Genomic DNA, 17,131 nt, shown 5'->3' with positions numbered 1-17,131 from the left:
GTGGCATCTGGCAGGGACGCACACTCGGTGCGTGCGTCAATCACTCTTCGCACTCGCCCGCTGAGACCGGCCCATTGGCAGCGACCGCCACACGCTGCAGTGTCAGCGGGCGGTACCCATGCCTCTGATCGCATCAAGAGCGGTCGCAATGGCGGATGCCTGTCCCGCGGCTTTCGCTGGGCTGAGCTTGGTCTTGAATCGGATGTCGAACTCGGTGCCGTTCCGCAACCGCCCCCTGAGGACTTCCCGCATCGTTCGGTGCTCGATCTCGACGATGTCGCCGAAGAGAATCTCGTGCTCCCATTCCGGTTTGCCGGACGGGGCGAGGATTCCGATTCGGAAACGATCCGACCCGAATCCCAAGATGGATCCTGGCATCGAAACCGGTTCCCTCACGCTGACGCGGTACCACTCACCTACTCGCCCCATGTTCCGAAACCCTAGTGACAGGTGTCCCTGATAGCTGGTGCGGCAGGTCGCCCCGACGAGGGTGTCGTTCCGACCTGCCCGGACAGGGCACTAGAAATCGATGCCTTTTCGGGCGACGATCCCGCGGTCGAACGGGTGCTTGATCTTTCTCATCTCCGTCACGGTGTCGGCGATCTCGATCAGGTCGGCATGGGCGTCGCGTCCGGTCATGACAACATGGACCCCTTCGGGACGCCCCGCGATCGTCGCGACCACCTCATCCACCGGGATCCAGCCGAAGGTCACCGGATAGGTTGCCTCGTCGAGAATGACAAGGTCGTAGTCTCCCGAGGCGATGGCATCCCTCGCGTGCTGCCACGCGTCGACGGCTGCCTGTTCGGTCATGTCCATATCGTCGGACTCCCAGGTGAATCCGTCACCGCCGGTGAGCCAATCGACCCCGAGCTGGTCCGCCATCTTCTTCTCACCGGTCTGCCACTTGTCGGACTTGATGAACTGGACGACCTTGACCCTCCAGCCCCGAGCGACCGCCCTGAGCATCACGCCGAACGCCGACGAGGACTTCCCCTTGCCGTCTCCGGTGTTGATGATGAACAGGTCACGACGCCCTTCGGACACCATCAGCTTGCTCCTTTCGAACGCAGCGACACCACGACTCGACTCCCGTCGACTTCGATCACCCGAATCGTAGGATCGAACACCGAAGCGAGGATCGGCTCGACCAGAACCTCTTCCGGACGCCCGAGAGCGGCCGTCGAACCTCGGCTGAGGAGCGTCAGCTCGTCACAGAACTCGGCCGCTGCGGTCAGGTCGTGGATCGCGGAAACGACGGTGATGCCCTGGTCGCGCTGAATCCGGGCGATGAGCTCGAGCACCTCGTGTTGAGCGGTCACATCGAGCGATGCGGTGGCTTCATCGAGAACGACGACCGGTGCCTGCTGGGCGACCACCCTCGCAAGCGAAATCCTCTGCGTCTCCCCACCGGACAACGACGCGACATCTCGCTCCGCGAACGACGCGATGTCGAGCGCTTCGAGTGTCTCCCACACGACCTCGATATCGCGTGTTCGCTCGGCAGCGAACAGCCCGAGATGCGGTGTTCGACCGAGCAGCACGAAGTCGAAGACCGACATGCCGTGCGGGTAGAACGGGCGCTGAGGGACATAGGCGATCCTGCGCGCCATCGATCGCGCGTCCTGGCTTCGAATGTCGGCCCCGCCGAGGGAAATGGATCCGGTGAAGCCGATCGCCCCGACGATTGCACGCAGAAGGGTCGTCTTGCCGGCACCGTTGGGGCCGATGATCCCCATCCAACCGCCATCGGGCACCGTGAACGAAACATCGGACACGACCTGAGCCCCGTTGTACCGGACCGAGACCGACGAAACCACCACATCGGTCACGACACGACCCCCCTGCTGCGCCGCAGGACCACGGCGAAGAACGGTGCCCCGATGAGCGCGGTCACGACCCCGATCGGAAGCTCGGCCGGGCTCTGGACGGATCTCGCCACGATGTCCGCGAGGACGAGGAACGACCCGCCGACGAGCAGTGAAAGCGGGACGATGACCCGGTACGAGGCAGATGTCATCAGTCGCACCGTGTGCGGGACGATGATGCCGACGAACCCGATCAACCCACTCACTGCCACCACCGCAGCCGTACCGAGCGTCGCGAAGCCGATGAGCAGCATCCGGATTCGGGCCGGCTGAAGGCCGAGCGACGATGCCTCCGTGTCCCCGACCGACATCACATCGAGGAGCCTGCGGAAGAGGACGAGGACAACACTGCACACCACGACATACGGCAACACGAGGCGCACCTCGCCCCAACCTGCCGTTGCCAAACTTCCGAGAATCCAGCCATAGACCTCGCGCAGGGACTCGGACTGACGCTGCTGAATGAAGGTCTGGAGTGCCGTGAGAAACGCCGCCACCGCTACGCCAGCAAGAACGAGCGTGACGGCCGTTCGACCCGAACGCACCGTATAGCCGAACACATAGGCGAGCGCGACCCCGACGAGGGCGCCAACGAACGCAGCAAGCGGGAGCGGGTCGACGACCCAGCTTCCGGAGGTGGGCCCGTAGACGATCACGAGGGTCGCGCCGAGGCCGGCGCCTGCCCCCGCACCAAGCAGATAGGGGTCCGCGAGCGGATTCCGAAACACCCCCTGATAGGAGGCACCGGCAATCGACAGCATCGAACCGACAAGAACGCCGAGAACGACGCGCGGCATGCGGATCTGCCACACGATGTCCTCTGCCCGCGCATCGAGACCTGACTCGAAGTTGGAGAACGGAACATGCGCCGCCACCGAACGCAGGATCTGCATCGGGGAGATCGTCGCGGGCCCGACCATCGCCCCGGCAATCACAGAGACCACGAGAAGACACGCGGCGCCTGCCATCCACCACCCTGACAGCCGAAGACCGGGCGGGCGCGTCACACTCACGAATCTTCCCCCGCCGCCGTGGCTCGAACCGTATCGGCGACCGCTTCGAGGAGGGTCACGATTCGTGGGCTCCATCGCGACGCGATGTCGTCGTCGAGTGTCACGACTCGACCGTGCACGACCGCATCCATGGAGCCCCAACCCGGCCGTTCCGATACCGTTTCGAGGCTCTGACCACAGCACATGGCGTCCGCGAGCAGGATCAGGGTCGGGTTCGCCTCGACGATGAACTCGGCGCTCAGCTGGGGGAAACCGTACCCGTCGGGGTCGGGAGCGCCGTCGGCGATGTTCGTCATCCCGGTCACCGCGATGACCTGACCGATGAACGACGACGAAGTCGTTGTATACAACAGATCGTCGATCTCGTAGAAATAGCTGGATCCTGCGCCAGCGTCGGCGACCTCGGTCGCGATCTCGTCGATCGCGTCCTTCGTCGCAGCGACCACCGCCTCGGCTTCGGCGAGGTGGCCGGTCGCGGCACCGGTCTGCATCCACTGGTCATAGGCGTCAGCGAGCGACACAGCCGTTGGATGCACAATCACCGCGATGTCGAGTGCGGACAGCCCATCAACGACTCCGCCGGGATCGAATGAGATGAAGACGAGGTCCGGCAGGTACTCCGAGATCGCCTCGACACTCGGCGTGAAGGCCGACAGTTCCGTCGTTGGAGCCGCCTGCGGATAGTTCGACAGACTGTCAACAGCGACGACCTGGTCACCAGCTCCGATCGCAAACAGCACCTCGGTCGAGGTAGGGGAAAGCGACACGATCCTTTTCGGGGGCGCCGCGATCGTGACCGCGCCGGTCGGTGTCTCGACCGTGACGGGGAATCCGTCACGCGGTGGGTCGGTGGGCTGCGTGGTTGCGGACTCTCCGGAGCAGGCGGTGACGACGAGCACGAGCGCGACGAGAGCCGTCGAGAATCGGTGCCACATGGTGTTGTCTCCCTTCCTTGGAGGAGACAACCGTTGCGGGACATAGACCCCTCCTCCGAAGGTCAGACCGCCTGCTGCGAAGGAGGCGACCTGGCTACCTCGCGAGGAGGATCACAGTTGCGGGACAGCGCCGGGGTCTCACCGGACTTCGCTCGTGCGCAGCACCCGGGAGTGTTCCCGGTACGCAACCAGAACGATAGCGACCTCGCGCACGGGTTTATCGAGGTTGTAACGAATTCGCGGGACCGGGCGTAGAGATGGCGAGAAGCCCCTTGAACCCGGAACGCCCCGGCTGTGGAGAGGAACGATCATGATGGCTCTCCCGAGAGGTAGTGTGCGCATCGCCCTTACCTGCGCCGGTTTAGCCGCGTTGCTGCTCGCCATACCGCACTTGCTGCCCGTCGCCGATGCTCATCAGGATCCGCACGAGCCAGCGGTCATTCCCGAGGCCATTCCCGAGAAGACACGGTCTCCCGCCGCGGCCGTCGATGATCTCGCAGCGATGATCCCTACCATTCCAACTCCACCGGGATTCTCGATCGTCGGCTCCGATGTCATCACCCTCGATCGTGACGATGCCGGAGTCCTCGTTGTCGCTGAAGCAAAGTTCCACGCCCCTGACCGCTCGGCACTGACGGTGTTGGTTATCAGTGGTGGCAATTGGGATCTCGAAGCCGAGCTACTGGCAGGGGGAGCATCTCGTCGTTCTTCTGCCGTCCAGATTGGCCAGCAAACCGGTGTCGTCGTCGACAGCGAGTTCCTAACAAGCATCTCGTGGCCGACACCTGGAGATCTCATCATTCAGGTCGTGCAGCGTGGGAACCTTCTCGACTCGATTGAGCTCACCGCTTTCGCATCCGAGATCGCGGGCAGATCGGAATGACCGCCCGGCCAACGCTCATCCTGGTCTGTACGGTTCTCTTCACGCTGTTGTCATATGCAGTCGCATGGGGCCACAACATGGATATCTGGGACGGCCAGACACTATCCACCCAGTTTTCGGATGAACATAAGCTGTGCAAGTCCGGGTACTGCACCGGTGGCATCAACTTGGGGGTGGTTGTCGCTGTATGGCAGGACATCCTCTACTCAGACGGTATCGCCTCGCGATGTGGATCCACGGGTATCGACGGGAGCTTTGGAACCAACACCCGTTCGTTCACCAAATCCTGGCAGAACCAACAAGGCTTGACGGACGACGGTGTCGTCGGTCCGAATACCTGGGGCAGAGCCGATGAGTTCCTCTACAAGGTGGCTGGATCGGACATCTACTACCGATACGACGGCTACATCGCAGATCCGTGGTTCTTCCAATCGGGTGGCAATGGAGATCTCGCGTGGAAGAATCCCGTCAATCTCCTTTGGTACTACACATCCCACGGCTCGGGCGTCCCGAGCTGCTGATGCCTTGGACGGCGAACTTGTTCGGTTTCGGACCTGCGTCGCCGCGTACAATCGGACAATGATCTTGGGTTCTGCTCGCGCCGCTGGCAACGAACCAAGATCCCCCCAGTCCGACGGAGACCCTCGATCAGATGCGGAGCTTCTCGAAGAATCGCGTGCCAACCCAGCAGCGTTCTCAACTCTGTATCGGAGATGGGCGACACGCATACTGTCCTACTTCTACCGCAGAACCTGGGATGGCGATGCCGCTGCAGATCTCACAGCCGAGACATTTGCCATCGCATACCTGAAACGCTCGCGCTATGTCCGGTCCACTGTGCCAGCGGGAGCATGGCTCTACGGCATTGCAGCGAACGAACTAAAGCACTACCGCCGTAAGCAGCGCGTCGAGAAGCGTGCACTTGCCCGACTTGGCGTGGAGGTCCCCACGATGGACGACGCCTCCCTCGCCCGCGTCGAGGACCTCGACGAGGTCGCGTTCTTCCGCGAACAGCTCATCGATGCGCTCACCAGCCTCAGCACCACCGACCGCGATGCTGTTCGGCTGCGGATCGTCGAAGAACGCTCTTTCAAAGATGTTGCACAACGGCTTGGATGCACAGAAGGCGCCGCTCGGGTGAGGGTGCATCGGGCGTTGAACCGACTGTCGAACGCGATGGAGCACGATGAGCATGGCTGATATCCCCTTCGTCGACGAACTCGGTCGTCGTATCGAGTCGGCCATCCGCAACCGGAATCCCAAACACCGGCACGGTCTCGTAGTGGCAATCGGTGCCTTTGCAGCGGCTGTCGTCCTGCTTGGAGGAGTGTTCCTGTGGGTTGCGGTCTTGGCAGAACCGTGGTCGTCGCCGACAGCGTCCCAACACCAGGAGGTGACGGCGAAGCTCGCATCTGTGTCGGCTGTCCAACTTGTCCGGGCTCTGCCCACCCCAGGTGGGCTGGTAGCCAGAGGTGAGATCGACTACGACGCTGCTACCAACACCGTTAGCCAGAAGTTTTCGACACGAGGCGATGATTCGCTGGTGGTCGCGACCGTCTCAATCCATTACAGAAACAACAAGACAGAGATACCTGCCGTCCATTTCAGCCAGCAGAACCCGGCCCCTCACGACACGGGGACCATCACTTCATCGAACGGAATGACGGTGCTCGAGTGGGAACCCTTCTCCGGCGTAGTCATCCAACTCGTAGGTCGCGGGAGCTCCTCCGCCCCGACGATCGCTCAGTATGCTTCGGAAATCGACCGAGTGCTCGCGGAGTTCAACAGCAACAGCCGGTAGGACTTGCCTGCTCAGGCTCTCTCCGCTTCGTCACAATGGCCTGCGACGGGGTAGCTTCCCGATGTGAAGAAGATCCTCGTCCCGATCATCCTTGCCGTGACGGCAGCCCTCGTCGCGAGGAAGCTGTGCACCAGGGGCAACGATCCGTCGAGTCCGCTTGGATCATGGGAGCCCTCGAAACGACGCCCGCAGTCGTGAGGATCGCTCTCGACACGGGCTCCGAAGTCGGGAACCGAACGCTTCGAACGCTGCTCAGCGAGGCAGCCGTCGACCATGTCGGCATCCTCGACGCTTCGGCACCCCGGCGCGATCGAGCAGGGCCCGTGGCCGATCTCGCGTCGTACGACACGCTCGTGTCGGACGGCACAACAGGGGTCCACACGCTCATCGGTCGAGCCACCGTCGCGGGCATTCCGCTCGTCTTGTGGAAGGATCTCGATTCTTCCCTCAACGGACCGGGACCCATCGCCGTCGTACACGGAGCCAATGTGGCGACGGCGCTCACGGCGGCCCTCACGGCCCACCCGGCGGCAAGACCGATCGAGCACGAGACCGTTCGCATCGGCTGGACCGAGCCTGGCAAGCCTCTCAAGCGGGGAAGACCCATGCACTTCCCCGAACCCATCGGGAGCTCGTGGACGAAACGACGGGGTCCGGACAGGTTCGTTGCGTTCAGGAACGACGAGTGGGCAGGGGCGGTCATCGACTCGGAAGGAACAACCGGGCGACGCATCGTGGGGGTCTCCGACCATGGGGCGTACCTCGAAGCCATCGTGCTCGCCGCCGTCGCGCTCGAGGCCGCTGCTGGCACCTTCGATTCCGGGTTCCAGCCCGCATCAAGCAAACCTGAACACCTGCTGAACACACTCGACCGGCTGGAACTCGAGTTGGCGGTTTGGCGTTCCAACGAATAGTCATGTCATCGTTTCGTCGTGTCGTCTTGCTCATCGCCGTGCTCGCGGCGCTCGCGTCGGCCTGTACGCCGTCGAGCGAACCGGACTCCACGATCGGGAATCCCGACACCCTTCCCGGCGAGTCAGTTGACGAGACAACGCCCAGCGGCACGGGACCCTCGTATGCGGGGACGGTCGACGCACCCGAGTTCCCAGACGGACTCGACTGGATCAACACGGCCGAACCCGTCTCGCTCACCGACCTCCGGGGCAAGGTCGTCCTGCTCGACTTCTGGACCTATGGCTGCATCAACTGTCTTCACATCATCCCCGACCTCGAACGCCTCGAAAGCGAGTATCGGGACGAACTGGTCGTGATCGGCGTCCACTCAGCCAAGTTCACGAACGAGGCCGAAACCGGGAACCTCGTCGACATCGTTCAGCGATACGGGCTCAAACACCCGGTTGTCAACGACAAGGACTTCGAGATCTGGAACGCATGGGGCGCATCGGCGTGGCCCACCGTCGCGGTGATCGACCCCGCAGGCAAGATCGTCGGAGTTCGCCCCGGCGAGGGCGTCTATGACGCCGTCGAGCCCGTCATCGCCAGCCTCGTCGCCGAATTCGACGCAAAGCGGGCCATCGACCGCGCTCCGATCGAGTTCGCCCTCGAAGCGACAACGGCACCGGTCCGCGCGCTGAGATATCCAGGCAAGGTGCTCGCCGTCGATGGCCGGCTGTGGATCGCCGACACCGGACACCATCGTGTGCTCGAGGTCGATCCGGCGACGGGAAGGGTGCTTGCCGTCTTTGGGAACGGAACGATCGGCTTCGACGACGGCGCCGCCCTCGACGCGTCGTTTTCCGCTCCACAGGGACTTGCCCTCAATCCGGGAACGGACGAGCTCTATGTGGCTGATGTTGGGAACAACGCGGTGAGAGTCATCGACCTTGCCTCTGGGGAAGTTTCGACGCTCGCCGGATCCGGTGCGCTCGGTTGGCCGCCCCAGGGTCGGTCCTTTGACACGGTGGCCCTCAACTCACCGTGGGCGGTCGCGTACAGGGACGGGTTCGTGTATGTCGCGAACGCCGGGTCCCATCAGATCTGGGCACTCGACCTCGACAACGAACTCGCTCTTCCCCTCATCGGAAACGCACGGGAAGGCACTTCCAACGGCTCCTTCCACGAAGCCGAACTCGCGCAACCGAGCGGACTCGCGCTCTCCGAAGATGGGCACCTGTATGTCGCCGACTCCGAATCGAGCTCGATTCGGGTCGGTGATCTCGACGCGGCGACGATCGACCTCGTGGTCGGTGGTGACGCCAGCCTCTTCGAATTCGGCGATGTCGACGGTGCCGGCAACGAGGCAAGGCTCCAACATCCCCTCGGCGTCGCCATCGACAGATCGACGCTCTATGTGGCCGACACCTACAACTCGAAGATCAAGCGGGTCGATGTCGCATCCGGGACGATCACCTCGTGGCTCGGTGGTGAACCCGGCTGGGCCGACGGGACCGATCCGCACTTCAACGAACCTGGGGGCCTGTCGATCGATGGGGGCCTCCTGTATGTCGCCGACACGAACAACCATGCGATTCGCGTCGTCGACACCGACACCGGAGTCGTCTCGACGATGGTGCTCAAAGGCATCGAGGATTTCGACCCACCCGGGGAGTATGTCGGCGAGACGGTCACCCTCCCCGCGATGGAGGCATCCTCAGGCGTCGGAACCATCGTCGTGGATTATCGGCTCCCTGACGGTTACAAGGTGAACGACGATGCTCCGTCGTCCCTCGAGATCGCCAAGGGACACACCATCGTGGCGTTGACGGACGACACAGCCGGAGATCTCACCGGTACCGCGCTACCTGCAGTTGTCCCCGTCGACTTCGCCCACGGCGTTGCCACCGTCGCCTTCGATCTCAACATCGTCTACTGCGCAGCAGACGCCGAGAGCCTTTGCTACATCGACAGGGTCCGCTACGAGATCCCCCTCACCGTCGAGGGTCCAGGAGTGTCGACGAGGATCGAGCTTCAAAGGACGATCATCGGGAGCTGATCAGCGGGGAAAGTCCCAACATCCGTCAACGGGAGCCCATGTAGGACTTCAGGCGTGTTCGACGGTCTCGTCCTGGCTGATCGGCGAGATCCCGCTGTTCGAAGGCACATGAACCACGGGACGCGCCCTCTCTGGTTCGGATTCGGCCGTCTCCTCAAGCATGATCAGCTCGATGCCGCCAACAACATCCGACACGAGGTTGTACAGGACCGCCATCAGGGTCAAGGTCGCGGTTGCGCCGATCACCCAGATGATTGCGAGCATCAGCACAACCCTGAAGTAGAGATCCCCATCGGGTGTGAACGCGATCGTGAGCCTGCCGAGCGTGTCCGCGAAGTCGTCAGGGATCCCACGCTGGACAGCGATCGACCACGCGACCCAAACACCGAGCGTCGCCGTGAGCCCGACGGCCAGATTCACCACGAATCCGACCTTCAGTACGGTCCACGGATCGATCTTGCGGATGATGCGCCGTACACGACGAACCGCCATGTGGCTCCTTTCGCCGGCGAGTGTACCGGCGCGTTCAACTGGCTCCCTGCCTCTGTGAGACGCCGCGGCGGTCCGAATCGTTCCCTATTCGTCGTGAGGGACGACCGCCGCCGCAGACAAGGTCGCTTCCTTCGCGAGGTTCATCACCTTGACACCCATCGAGTTGCGCCCGTAGCGATTGATGTCGGCGACGGGTTGACGGATCAGGATCCCGTCAGAAGAAGTAATCACGACCTCGTCCGACTCCGCGACGGCTTTGGCTGTGGCGAGCGGGCCCCGGGTCGACACGATCTTGATCGCTTTCACACCGAGGCCTGCCCTGTGCTTGACGGGGAAATCGGCCAGTTTCGTCCGCTTCCCGTACCCTCCGGTGGTGAGAAGCAGCACATCGGACGCCTCGTCTGCAGTGGCGGCACCGACAACCTCGTCACCCTCACGGAGTCTGATACCGATCACGCCCTGGGATGCCCTCCCCATCGAACGCACCTCGTCGGCGTGGAACCGGATCCCCTGCCCGTCACGGGTGAACATCATCAGGTCGGCATCACCGTTGGTTTGGCGCACGGCGACCACCTCGTCCCCGTCCTTGAGGTTGATCGCAACGAGCACCTGGTTGCGGCTGTCGTAGTCGGAGAACTTCGACTTCTTGACCATGCCGTTGCGGGTGAACATCACCAGGTAGCGGCTGGTCTCGTAGTCCCTCGTGTCGATGATCGCCTCCACCACCTCGTCGGGTTCGAGGGGAAGGACGGACTGGATGAGTGACCCTTTTGCGGTGCGATCCTTGCGGGGGATCTCGTGGGCACGAATGCGGTACACCTTTCCGCGATTCGTGAAGAACAGCAGGTACGAATGGGCGGTCGTGTGCAGCAGATGCGTCACGACATCGTCCTCGCGCAAACTCGCACCCCTGATGCCGCGCCCTCCCCTGCCCTGGGTGCGGTACGCCTTTGCGAGGACGGACTTCACCGACCCTGCCGCCGACATGCTCACGACGAGCTCCTCGTCAGCGATCAGATCCTCGAGTGACATGTCGCCCTCGTCCGGCACGATCCGACTTCGCCGGTCATCACCGAACTTGTCACGGATCTCGGTGAGCTCCTTCGCGATGAGGTCACGCCGCTTGTCTTCATTCGCGAGGAGGTCCGTCAGGTACGCAATGGTCCCCTCGAGTTCTTCGAGTTCCTCTCGCAGCTTGTTCGTCTCAAGTGCCGTCAAGCGTCGCAGTGGCATGTCGAGGATGTGATTCGCCTGGATCTCCGACAGCTCGAAGCTGTCCATCAAGGCCGCACGCGCCTCATCGACATTCGCCGAGGATCGGATGATTCGGACCACCTCGTCGATGTTGTCGAGCGCGATCAGCAACCCACGGACGATATGGGCCCTTGCCTCCGCCTTCTCGAGCCGGAACCGGGATCGCCGCTCGATGACTTCGAGCTGGTGGTCCACATAGTGATGAACGAGCATGGCAAGGTTGAGCGTGCGCGGTACGCCGTCAACGAGCGCCACATTGTTCACCGAGAAGGTGTCCTCGAGCTGACTGTTCTTGAAGACCTGGTTCCGCACGACCTGCGGATTCGCGTCCTTCTTGAGCTCGATCACGAGCCGCGTTCCGTGCCGATCCGATTCGTCGCGAAGGTCTGCAATACCGACGATCGTCTTGTTGCGAACCTGCTCTGCGATCTTCTCCATGATGCGGTCACGCGACACCTGATACGGGATCTCGGTGACGACGATCGCCGTACGGTTCTTTCTGATCTCGACGATGTCCGTGACGGCACGCATCTTGATCGAGCCGCGCCCGGTCATGAGCGCATCCTTGATGCCCTTGTTCCCGACGATGTAGGCGCCGGTCGGGAAGTCGGGTCCAAGAACATGTTCCATGAGGTCGTCAACCGTTGCGTCGGGATGTTTGAGCGCGTGCAGGACCGCGTTGCAGATCTCCCCGAGATTGTGGGGGGCCATGTTCGTCGCCATTCCCACAGCGATCCCGGTTGATCCGTTCACGAGCAGGTTGGGGAATCGGGACGGCAGAACGGTCGGCTCCTCGCGTTCACCCGAGTAGTTGTCCTTGAAGTCGACGGTGTCCTCGTCGATACCGTCGAGCATGTGTGCCGCGAGCTTGTCGAGCCGTGCCTCGACATACCGCATGGCGGCGGGCGGATCATCAACGGTCCCGAAGTTGCCTTGGGGATCGATCAACGGATACCTGAGTGCGAAGTCCTGCCCGAGCCGGACCATCGAGTCGTAGACCGCTTCTGGGGAATGGGGATGGAACCAGCCGACGACATCCCCGACCACCCGCGACGCCTTCCGAAACGGTGTACCGGGACGAATACCGCTGTCCCACATCGAGTACAGGACACGCCTGTGGACCGGCTTGAGTCCGTCGCGAACATCGGGAAGGGCTCTCGACACGATGACCGACATGGCGTATTCGAGGAACGAATCCTCCATCTCGGTCTTGATGTCGATCGGTGTGTACGGATGGCTGGAATCGGTCATGGCGTGATCGGCCCCTCCCTACGCGTCCAGGAACCGGACATCTTTGGCGTTCTGCTGGATGAACTGACGCCGCGATTCGACATCGTTCCCCATGAGCGTCACGAAGGTCTGCTCGGCTTCGAGCTTCTCTTCGAGTTCGACCTGGAGAAGGGTGCGTTGCTCCGGATCCATCGTCGTGTCCCACAGCTCGTCTGCGTTCATCTCGCCGAGGCCCTTGAACCGCTGGATGTTGATCTTTCGTCCCTCGTTCTCCGCCTTGAAACCTTCGAGTTCCTCGTCGTTTTGGATCCAGGTCGTCTTGGTCCCGATCTTCGCCGAGTACAGCGGCGGCTGCGCGATGAACACATACCCCTGCTCGATGACCTCAGCCATGTGCCGATAGAAGAAGGTCAGGAGCAGCGTCCGAATATGCGCGCCGTCAACATCGGCATCGGTGAGGATGATGATCTTGTTGTATCTCGCCTTGTCGATGTCCATCTCGTCGCCGATCCCCGTGCCGATCGCGGTGATCAGCGACTGCACCTCGTTGTTCTGGAGGACACGCCCGATCCGGTTCTTCTCCACATTGATGATCTTCCCCCGGATCGGGAGGATCGCCTGAAACTCCGAATTCCTCGCCTGCTTCGCAGAGCCGCCAGCAGAGTCGCCTTCGACAATGAGCAACTCGGAGATCTCGGGATCCTTCGAGGAGCAGTCAGAAAGCTTCCCTGGAAGGCCCCCCGATTCGAGGAGGGACTTGCGGCGGGTGAGGTCCCTCGCCTGACGAGCAGCCGCCCGTGCCCGTGCCGCAGACGATGCCTTGTCTGCGATCTTCTTCGCATCGCCGGGATGACGATCCAGCCAGTCCGGAAGTGCCTGGTTCATGGCGCGCTGAACGAACGACTTGATCTCGGTGTTGCCGAGTTTCGTCTTGGTCTGGCCCTCGAACTGGGGCTGGCGCACCTTCACGGAGATGATTGCGGTGAGCCCCTCGCGCACATCGTCACCTTCGAGGTTCTTGTCCTTGTCCTTGAGGACTCCCTTCTTGCGGGCGACATCGTTGATCGCCCGTGTCAGGGCCGTGCGGAACCCCTCCTCGTGGGTGCCTCCCTCGTGCGTGTTGATGTTGTTGGCGAACGACAAGATGGTTTCGTTGTATCCCGTCGTCCACTGCATGGCGACCTCGACCTCGGCGTCGTCGATCTCCTGCTCGAAGAAGGCGACCTGGCCATGGATCGGTTCGCGATTTGCGTTGAGGAACTTGACGAAATCGACGATGCCTCCTGCGTACTTGAAGACCTCTTCGATGGGTTCGTCGCCTCGCTCGTCGGTGAACCTGATCTCGAGGCCTTTCGTGAGAAACGCCATCTCGCGCAGTCGGGTGGTCACGGTCTTCGCGCTGTAGTGCGTCGTCTCCGTGAAGATGTCGGGATCCGCCCAGAAGGTCACCGAGGTCCCGGATCGCTTCATCGGCTTCACCTTCTGGAGCTTGCCGAGGGGTTCCCCGTATTCGAAGCTCTGGGTCCACAGCGACCCGTCACGCACAACCTCGACATCCATCCGCGTCGACAGCGCGTTCACAACCGAGATGCCGACGCCATGGAGTCCCCCCGACACGGCGTACGCCCCGGTTTCGAACTTTCCCCCGGCGTGGAGGGTTGTCATCACCGTCGTGAGGGCAGGGAGTTTCGTGACGGCGTGCTTGTCGACCGGGATGCCCCTTCCGTTGTCCCGCACATTGACGCTTCCGTCGGCTCGCAGCGTCACCGCGATCCGGGTGCAGAACCCTGCCATCGCCTCATCCACGGAGTTGTCAACGGCCTCCCAGATGAGATGGTGCAGGCCCTTCGGCCCCGTCGAGCCGATGTACATCGCCGGGCGTCTCCGAACCGCTTCGAGACCCTCGAGGATCTGGATCGAATCGGCGCCGTAGGACGCGGTCGATGACGGCTTCTGGTTGGTCACGGGGCTCCTTTGTGCCTCTGGTCAGGCAACGGTTCGAGGCTTGTCACACGCTTGTAAGTATAGGGAAACGAGGGCCAAATCCCGGGTCTTGGGTGCTCAATCGCGTCTCGCTCTGCGTTCGACGCGGACCCGGACGCCGCTCACGAGATCCGGGCCATACCGCGTCTCGATCGCGGCCACGAGATCGCTGGTCTGGTATTTCAACAAGGACGCCGCGGACCCGTTGCTCACCTCGACCAGCAGTGCACGCTCCCGAACACCGATCGGCCTCCCGAAGGTCACCCAGTCGGACGGGGCAAATGTGTCCCACTCCGAGATCATCTGGCCGTGACGGACATCGACGCTCACCGTTGCGTTCTCGATCACCGATCCGATGACATCGCCTATCGGCGCGGGGTCCCGCCCGGTATCGCTGTTGAGATATTTCGCCTTCACGGTTGCACCTTCCCGTCATTCACCGACCAGCGGCGTCCCCCGATCGGTACCTCATCGTCTCTCGCCGTTGTGACAAATACCTGTCCGACCGGGATCAGCTCAAGCACGCGAGACGCGCGGGAAGCGTCAAGCTCTGAGAAGACATCGTCGAGGAGGAGGATCGGTTTCTGATTCCGGAGCTGCTCGATCACCCGATATGCGCCGACGCGCATTGCAAGGGCGGTCGTCCGCTGCTCCCCTTGCGACGCCTGAGTGCGCGTGCTGCGCCCGTCGAGGAGCACATCGGGTTCGTCTCGGTGTGGACCAGCGGTTGTGGTTCGGATCTCGAGCTCCTTGGACCGTCGCCGCTCAAGCGCATCGACGAGCGCGGATTTGAGAGCCTCCTCATCGCGGGCCGCATCGGAGTTCCAAGTCGACCGGTACGACCAGGCGAGGTCACCGACGCCGCCAACGGAGCGATACGCCGCGGCGAGCTGGGGTTGAAGGGCCGCCGCGACAGCCCGACGGTGGTGCAACACGCCAGCCGCAGCCACTCCGAGCCTCTCATCCCACACCGACAGCGTCACCAGGTCGGTGCCGCGGCCTTCCTGCTTGAGAAGGCTGTTGCGCTGCCGCAACGCGCGGTCGTAGTCGGCTTGTGCGGCAGCTGCTTGCGGCCAGATGCGAGCGGCAAGGTCGTCGAGGAAGTCACGCCTGACAGCGGAGCCCCCTTTGACGAGGTCGAGATCGTCGGGGATGAACGCGACGACCGGGACGATACTGAGCAGGTCCCGCATGCGCTGGGGTCGTTTCCCGTTCACCAGCACCGTCCGCCGGCCCTCCTGTGGTATCTCGCACTCGACCGTGGTCTCCGATGCACCCCCCTCGAAGGACCCACGCACGATTGCAGACGCCGCTCCGTCCGAGATCAGGGCTCCGTCGGGAACACCCCGAAACGATCGCGCGGACCCGAGGTAGCCGACGGCCTCGAGCAGGGAGGTCTTCCCGGCACCATTGTCCCCGACCAGGACATTGACACCCGGATCGGGGTCGAACCTCAGCGACGAATACGACCGGAAGTTCCGCAGCTTGAGCCACGCCAGGTGCATTGTCGCCTAGAGACGCACGGGCATCAGTAAGTACCGGAAGTCCTCACTCGTGCTGCCGTGCAGCAGACCCGGCTTGAGCGGGTCGGAGGTCTCGATCACCACCTGCTCATCGGCCACCGCCGTGATGCCATCCCTCAGGTACCGGGTATTGAACGCAATCGTCATGTCGTCGCCGGTGTATGCCCCTTCGAGAAGTTCGGAGGCCTCACCCACCTCCTGACGAATCACCGAAAGCTCAACCCCGCCGTTGTGCATGGCGAGACGCACGGGAATGTGGTCCTCGGCCACCAGCGCAGCCCGATCAACAGCCTCGAGTAGTCCAGCCCGGTCGACGGTCAAACGATTCGCGTGCCCCTCGGGGAGGAGTTGTCGATAGTTCGGAAAGGTGGAGTCGATGATTCGCACCGTGAGGCGGCCCTCATCGGTGACGAACGATGCCTCACGATCCCCGAGCGCAACCGTCATCGACCCGGCACCGACCGTTCGGCCGAGCTCTCGGAGTGCCCGAAACGGCACGAGTCGCGATCCCTCGGTGGCAACACCCTGCACATCCTTGACGGCAAGGCGGTAGCCGTCTGTTGCCACGAGCCGCAGACCATCGTCATTCGCCTCGAACAGGACCCCGGTCAAGGTAGGCCGTGCGTCATCACCGGAAGCCGCGACGCCCACCTGGCCGAGTGCCCCGATGAGGCTTCCTCCGTCGAGGGACACGCCTTCACCTCCCGCAGCATCGATGACCTTCGGGAAGTCGTCCACCTGCATCTCACGAAGGCGGAACTGTGGCCCGTTTCCTGTGATCTCGATGTGACCGTCTGCGGAGGCGAATGAGACCGCTCCCGCCGGCAGCTTCCGAACCGCTTCCGCTGCCAGTTTCGCAGGGATCACGGTGCGCCCTTCCTCGGACATCTCGACATCGAGATAGGTTCGGACCGTGACCTCGTTGTCGGTGCCTGTCACTGTCAGCCGGTTTCCCGCAACCTCACACAGGACACCCTGAAGAATGGGGAGTGGTGATCGGGTACCGACTGCTCTCCCCGCTCGCGCAAGCACATCTGCAAGATCGTCTCGTTCTGCCCTTATCCGCACCGTTGTCTTCTTTCTGCTTCTGGTTGATTACTTGTAAAGACTTGTCGTGGTAGTAGGGGTTGTGGATTGTGGAAGAGTCACGAAAAGACCAGCGGATTCGGGGGTTTGCCGTCCACAGCGGCTGTGCA

At 62.6% G+C, this 17,131-nt stretch carries 18 protein-coding genes; 7 read left to right on the top strand and 11 right to left on the bottom strand.

What is annotated here, in order from left to right; all coding sequences use genetic code 11:
* Positions 1-102 precede the first annotated feature (102 nt).
* The 5 genes from R2823_02665 to R2823_02645 all read right to left on the bottom strand — a co-directional run bounded on the left by R2823_02665 (position 103) and on the right by R2823_02645 (position 3,816).
* Entirely contained in the window at positions 103-396 is a 294-nt protein-coding gene (locus R2823_02665) for a hypothetical protein (GenBank protein MEZ5175095.1), read from the bottom strand.
* Positions 397-519: 123 nt separating this feature from the next.
* Positions 520-1,050, bottom strand: a complete 531-nt coding sequence (gene cobO / locus R2823_02660) for a cob(I)yrinic acid a,c-diamide adenosyltransferase (GenBank protein MEZ5175094.1) — start codon at positions 1,048-1,050, stop codon at positions 520-522.
* On the bottom strand, positions 1,050-1,832 hold the full coding sequence (locus tag R2823_02655) for an ABC transporter ATP-binding protein (GenBank protein MEZ5175093.1): 783 nt from the start codon (positions 1,830-1,832) through the stop codon (positions 1,050-1,052). Before R2823_02655 ends, cobO begins: the two co-directional genes overlap by 1 nt.
* Entirely contained in the window at positions 1,829-2,836 is a 1,008-nt protein-coding gene (locus R2823_02650) for an iron ABC transporter permease (GenBank protein MEZ5175092.1), read from the bottom strand. The genes R2823_02655 and R2823_02650 overlap by 4 nt, the downstream gene beginning before the upstream one ends.
* A 41-nt stretch (positions 2,837-2,877) precedes the next feature.
* Complete coding sequence (locus R2823_02645) at positions 2,878-3,816, bottom strand: ABC transporter substrate-binding protein (protein MEZ5175091.1); 939 nt, start codon at positions 3,814-3,816, stop codon at positions 2,878-2,880.
* Positions 3,817-4,126: 310 nt separating this feature from the next.
* Between R2823_02645 and R2823_02640 the strand changes: the two genes are divergently transcribed.
* The 7 genes from R2823_02640 (at position 4,127) to R2823_02610 (ending at position 9,453) form a co-directional block, all read left to right on the top strand.
* Complete coding sequence (locus R2823_02640) at positions 4,127-4,699, top strand: hypothetical protein (protein ID MEZ5175090.1); 573 nt, start codon at positions 4,127-4,129, stop codon at positions 4,697-4,699.
* Positions 4,696-5,220 (top strand): peptidoglycan-binding protein, encoded by a 525-nt coding sequence (locus R2823_02635; protein ID MEZ5175089.1) that lies wholly within the window; start codon positions 4,696-4,698, stop codon positions 5,218-5,220. Before R2823_02640 ends, R2823_02635 begins: the two co-directional genes overlap by 4 nt.
* Before the next feature lie 58 nt (positions 5,221-5,278).
* A complete protein-coding gene (locus R2823_02630; protein ID MEZ5175088.1) occupies positions 5,279-5,899 on the top strand; it encodes an RNA polymerase sigma factor in 621 nt (206 codons plus the stop codon).
* Positions 5,892-6,500: a hypothetical protein gene (locus R2823_02625; protein ID MEZ5175087.1), complete on the top strand. Its 609-nt coding sequence runs from the start codon at positions 5,892-5,894 to the stop codon at positions 6,498-6,500. The genes R2823_02630 and R2823_02625 overlap by 8 nt, the downstream gene beginning before the upstream one ends.
* Positions 6,501-6,563: 63 nt before the next feature.
* Positions 6,564-6,698, top strand: a complete 135-nt coding sequence (locus tag R2823_02620; GenBank protein MEZ5175086.1) for a hypothetical protein — start codon at positions 6,564-6,566, stop codon at positions 6,696-6,698.
* Positions 6,665-7,414, top strand: a complete 750-nt coding sequence (locus R2823_02615; protein MEZ5175085.1) for a hypothetical protein — start codon at positions 6,665-6,667, stop codon at positions 7,412-7,414. The genes R2823_02620 and R2823_02615 overlap by 34 nt, the downstream gene beginning before the upstream one ends.
* A 2-nt stretch (positions 7,415-7,416) precedes the next feature.
* Positions 7,417-9,453: a redoxin domain-containing protein gene (locus R2823_02610; GenBank protein ID MEZ5175084.1), complete on the top strand. Its 2,037-nt coding sequence runs from the start codon at positions 7,417-7,419 to the stop codon at positions 9,451-9,453.
* 48 nt (positions 9,454-9,501) lie between these two features.
* Here R2823_02610 and R2823_02605 read toward each other — a convergent pair whose 3' ends face one another.
* From R2823_02605 to dnaN, 6 genes are all read right to left on the bottom strand, one after another.
* Positions 9,502-9,945, bottom strand: a complete 444-nt coding sequence (locus R2823_02605; GenBank protein ID MEZ5175083.1) for a DUF3566 domain-containing protein — start codon at positions 9,943-9,945, stop codon at positions 9,502-9,504.
* Between the two features lie 84 nt (positions 9,946-10,029).
* On the bottom strand, positions 10,030-12,450 hold the full coding sequence (gene gyrA / locus R2823_02600) for a DNA gyrase subunit A (protein ID MEZ5175082.1): 2,421 nt from the start codon (positions 12,448-12,450) through the stop codon (positions 10,030-10,032).
* Between the two features lie 18 nt (positions 12,451-12,468).
* Positions 12,469-14,394 (bottom strand): DNA topoisomerase (ATP-hydrolyzing) subunit B, encoded by a 1,926-nt coding sequence (gyrB, locus tag R2823_02595; GenBank protein MEZ5175081.1) that lies wholly within the window; start codon positions 14,392-14,394, stop codon positions 12,469-12,471.
* A 96-nt stretch (positions 14,395-14,490) separates the two neighbouring features.
* Positions 14,491-14,829, bottom strand: coding sequence for a DUF721 domain-containing protein (locus R2823_02590; GenBank protein ID MEZ5175080.1), 339 nt, complete (start codon positions 14,827-14,829; stop codon positions 14,491-14,493).
* Positions 14,826-15,917, bottom strand: a complete 1,092-nt coding sequence (locus R2823_02585) for a DNA replication/repair protein RecF (protein ID MEZ5175079.1) — start codon at positions 15,915-15,917, stop codon at positions 14,826-14,828. The genes R2823_02590 and R2823_02585 overlap by 4 nt, the downstream gene beginning before the upstream one ends.
* A gap of 6 nt (positions 15,918-15,923) precedes the next feature.
* Positions 15,924-17,003 (bottom strand): DNA polymerase III subunit beta, encoded by a 1,080-nt coding sequence (dnaN, locus tag R2823_02580; GenBank protein MEZ5175078.1) that lies wholly within the window; start codon positions 17,001-17,003, stop codon positions 15,924-15,926.
* Positions 17,004-17,131: the final 128 nt, after the last annotated feature.

This window comes from Acidimicrobiia bacterium (assembly GCA_041393965.1).
Classification (GTDB): Bacteria; Actinomycetota; Acidimicrobiia; order Spongiisociales; family UBA5794; genus UBA5794.
Note: the sequence above shows the minus strand (reverse complement) of the source record. Positions and strands in the feature narration are given on the sequence as shown.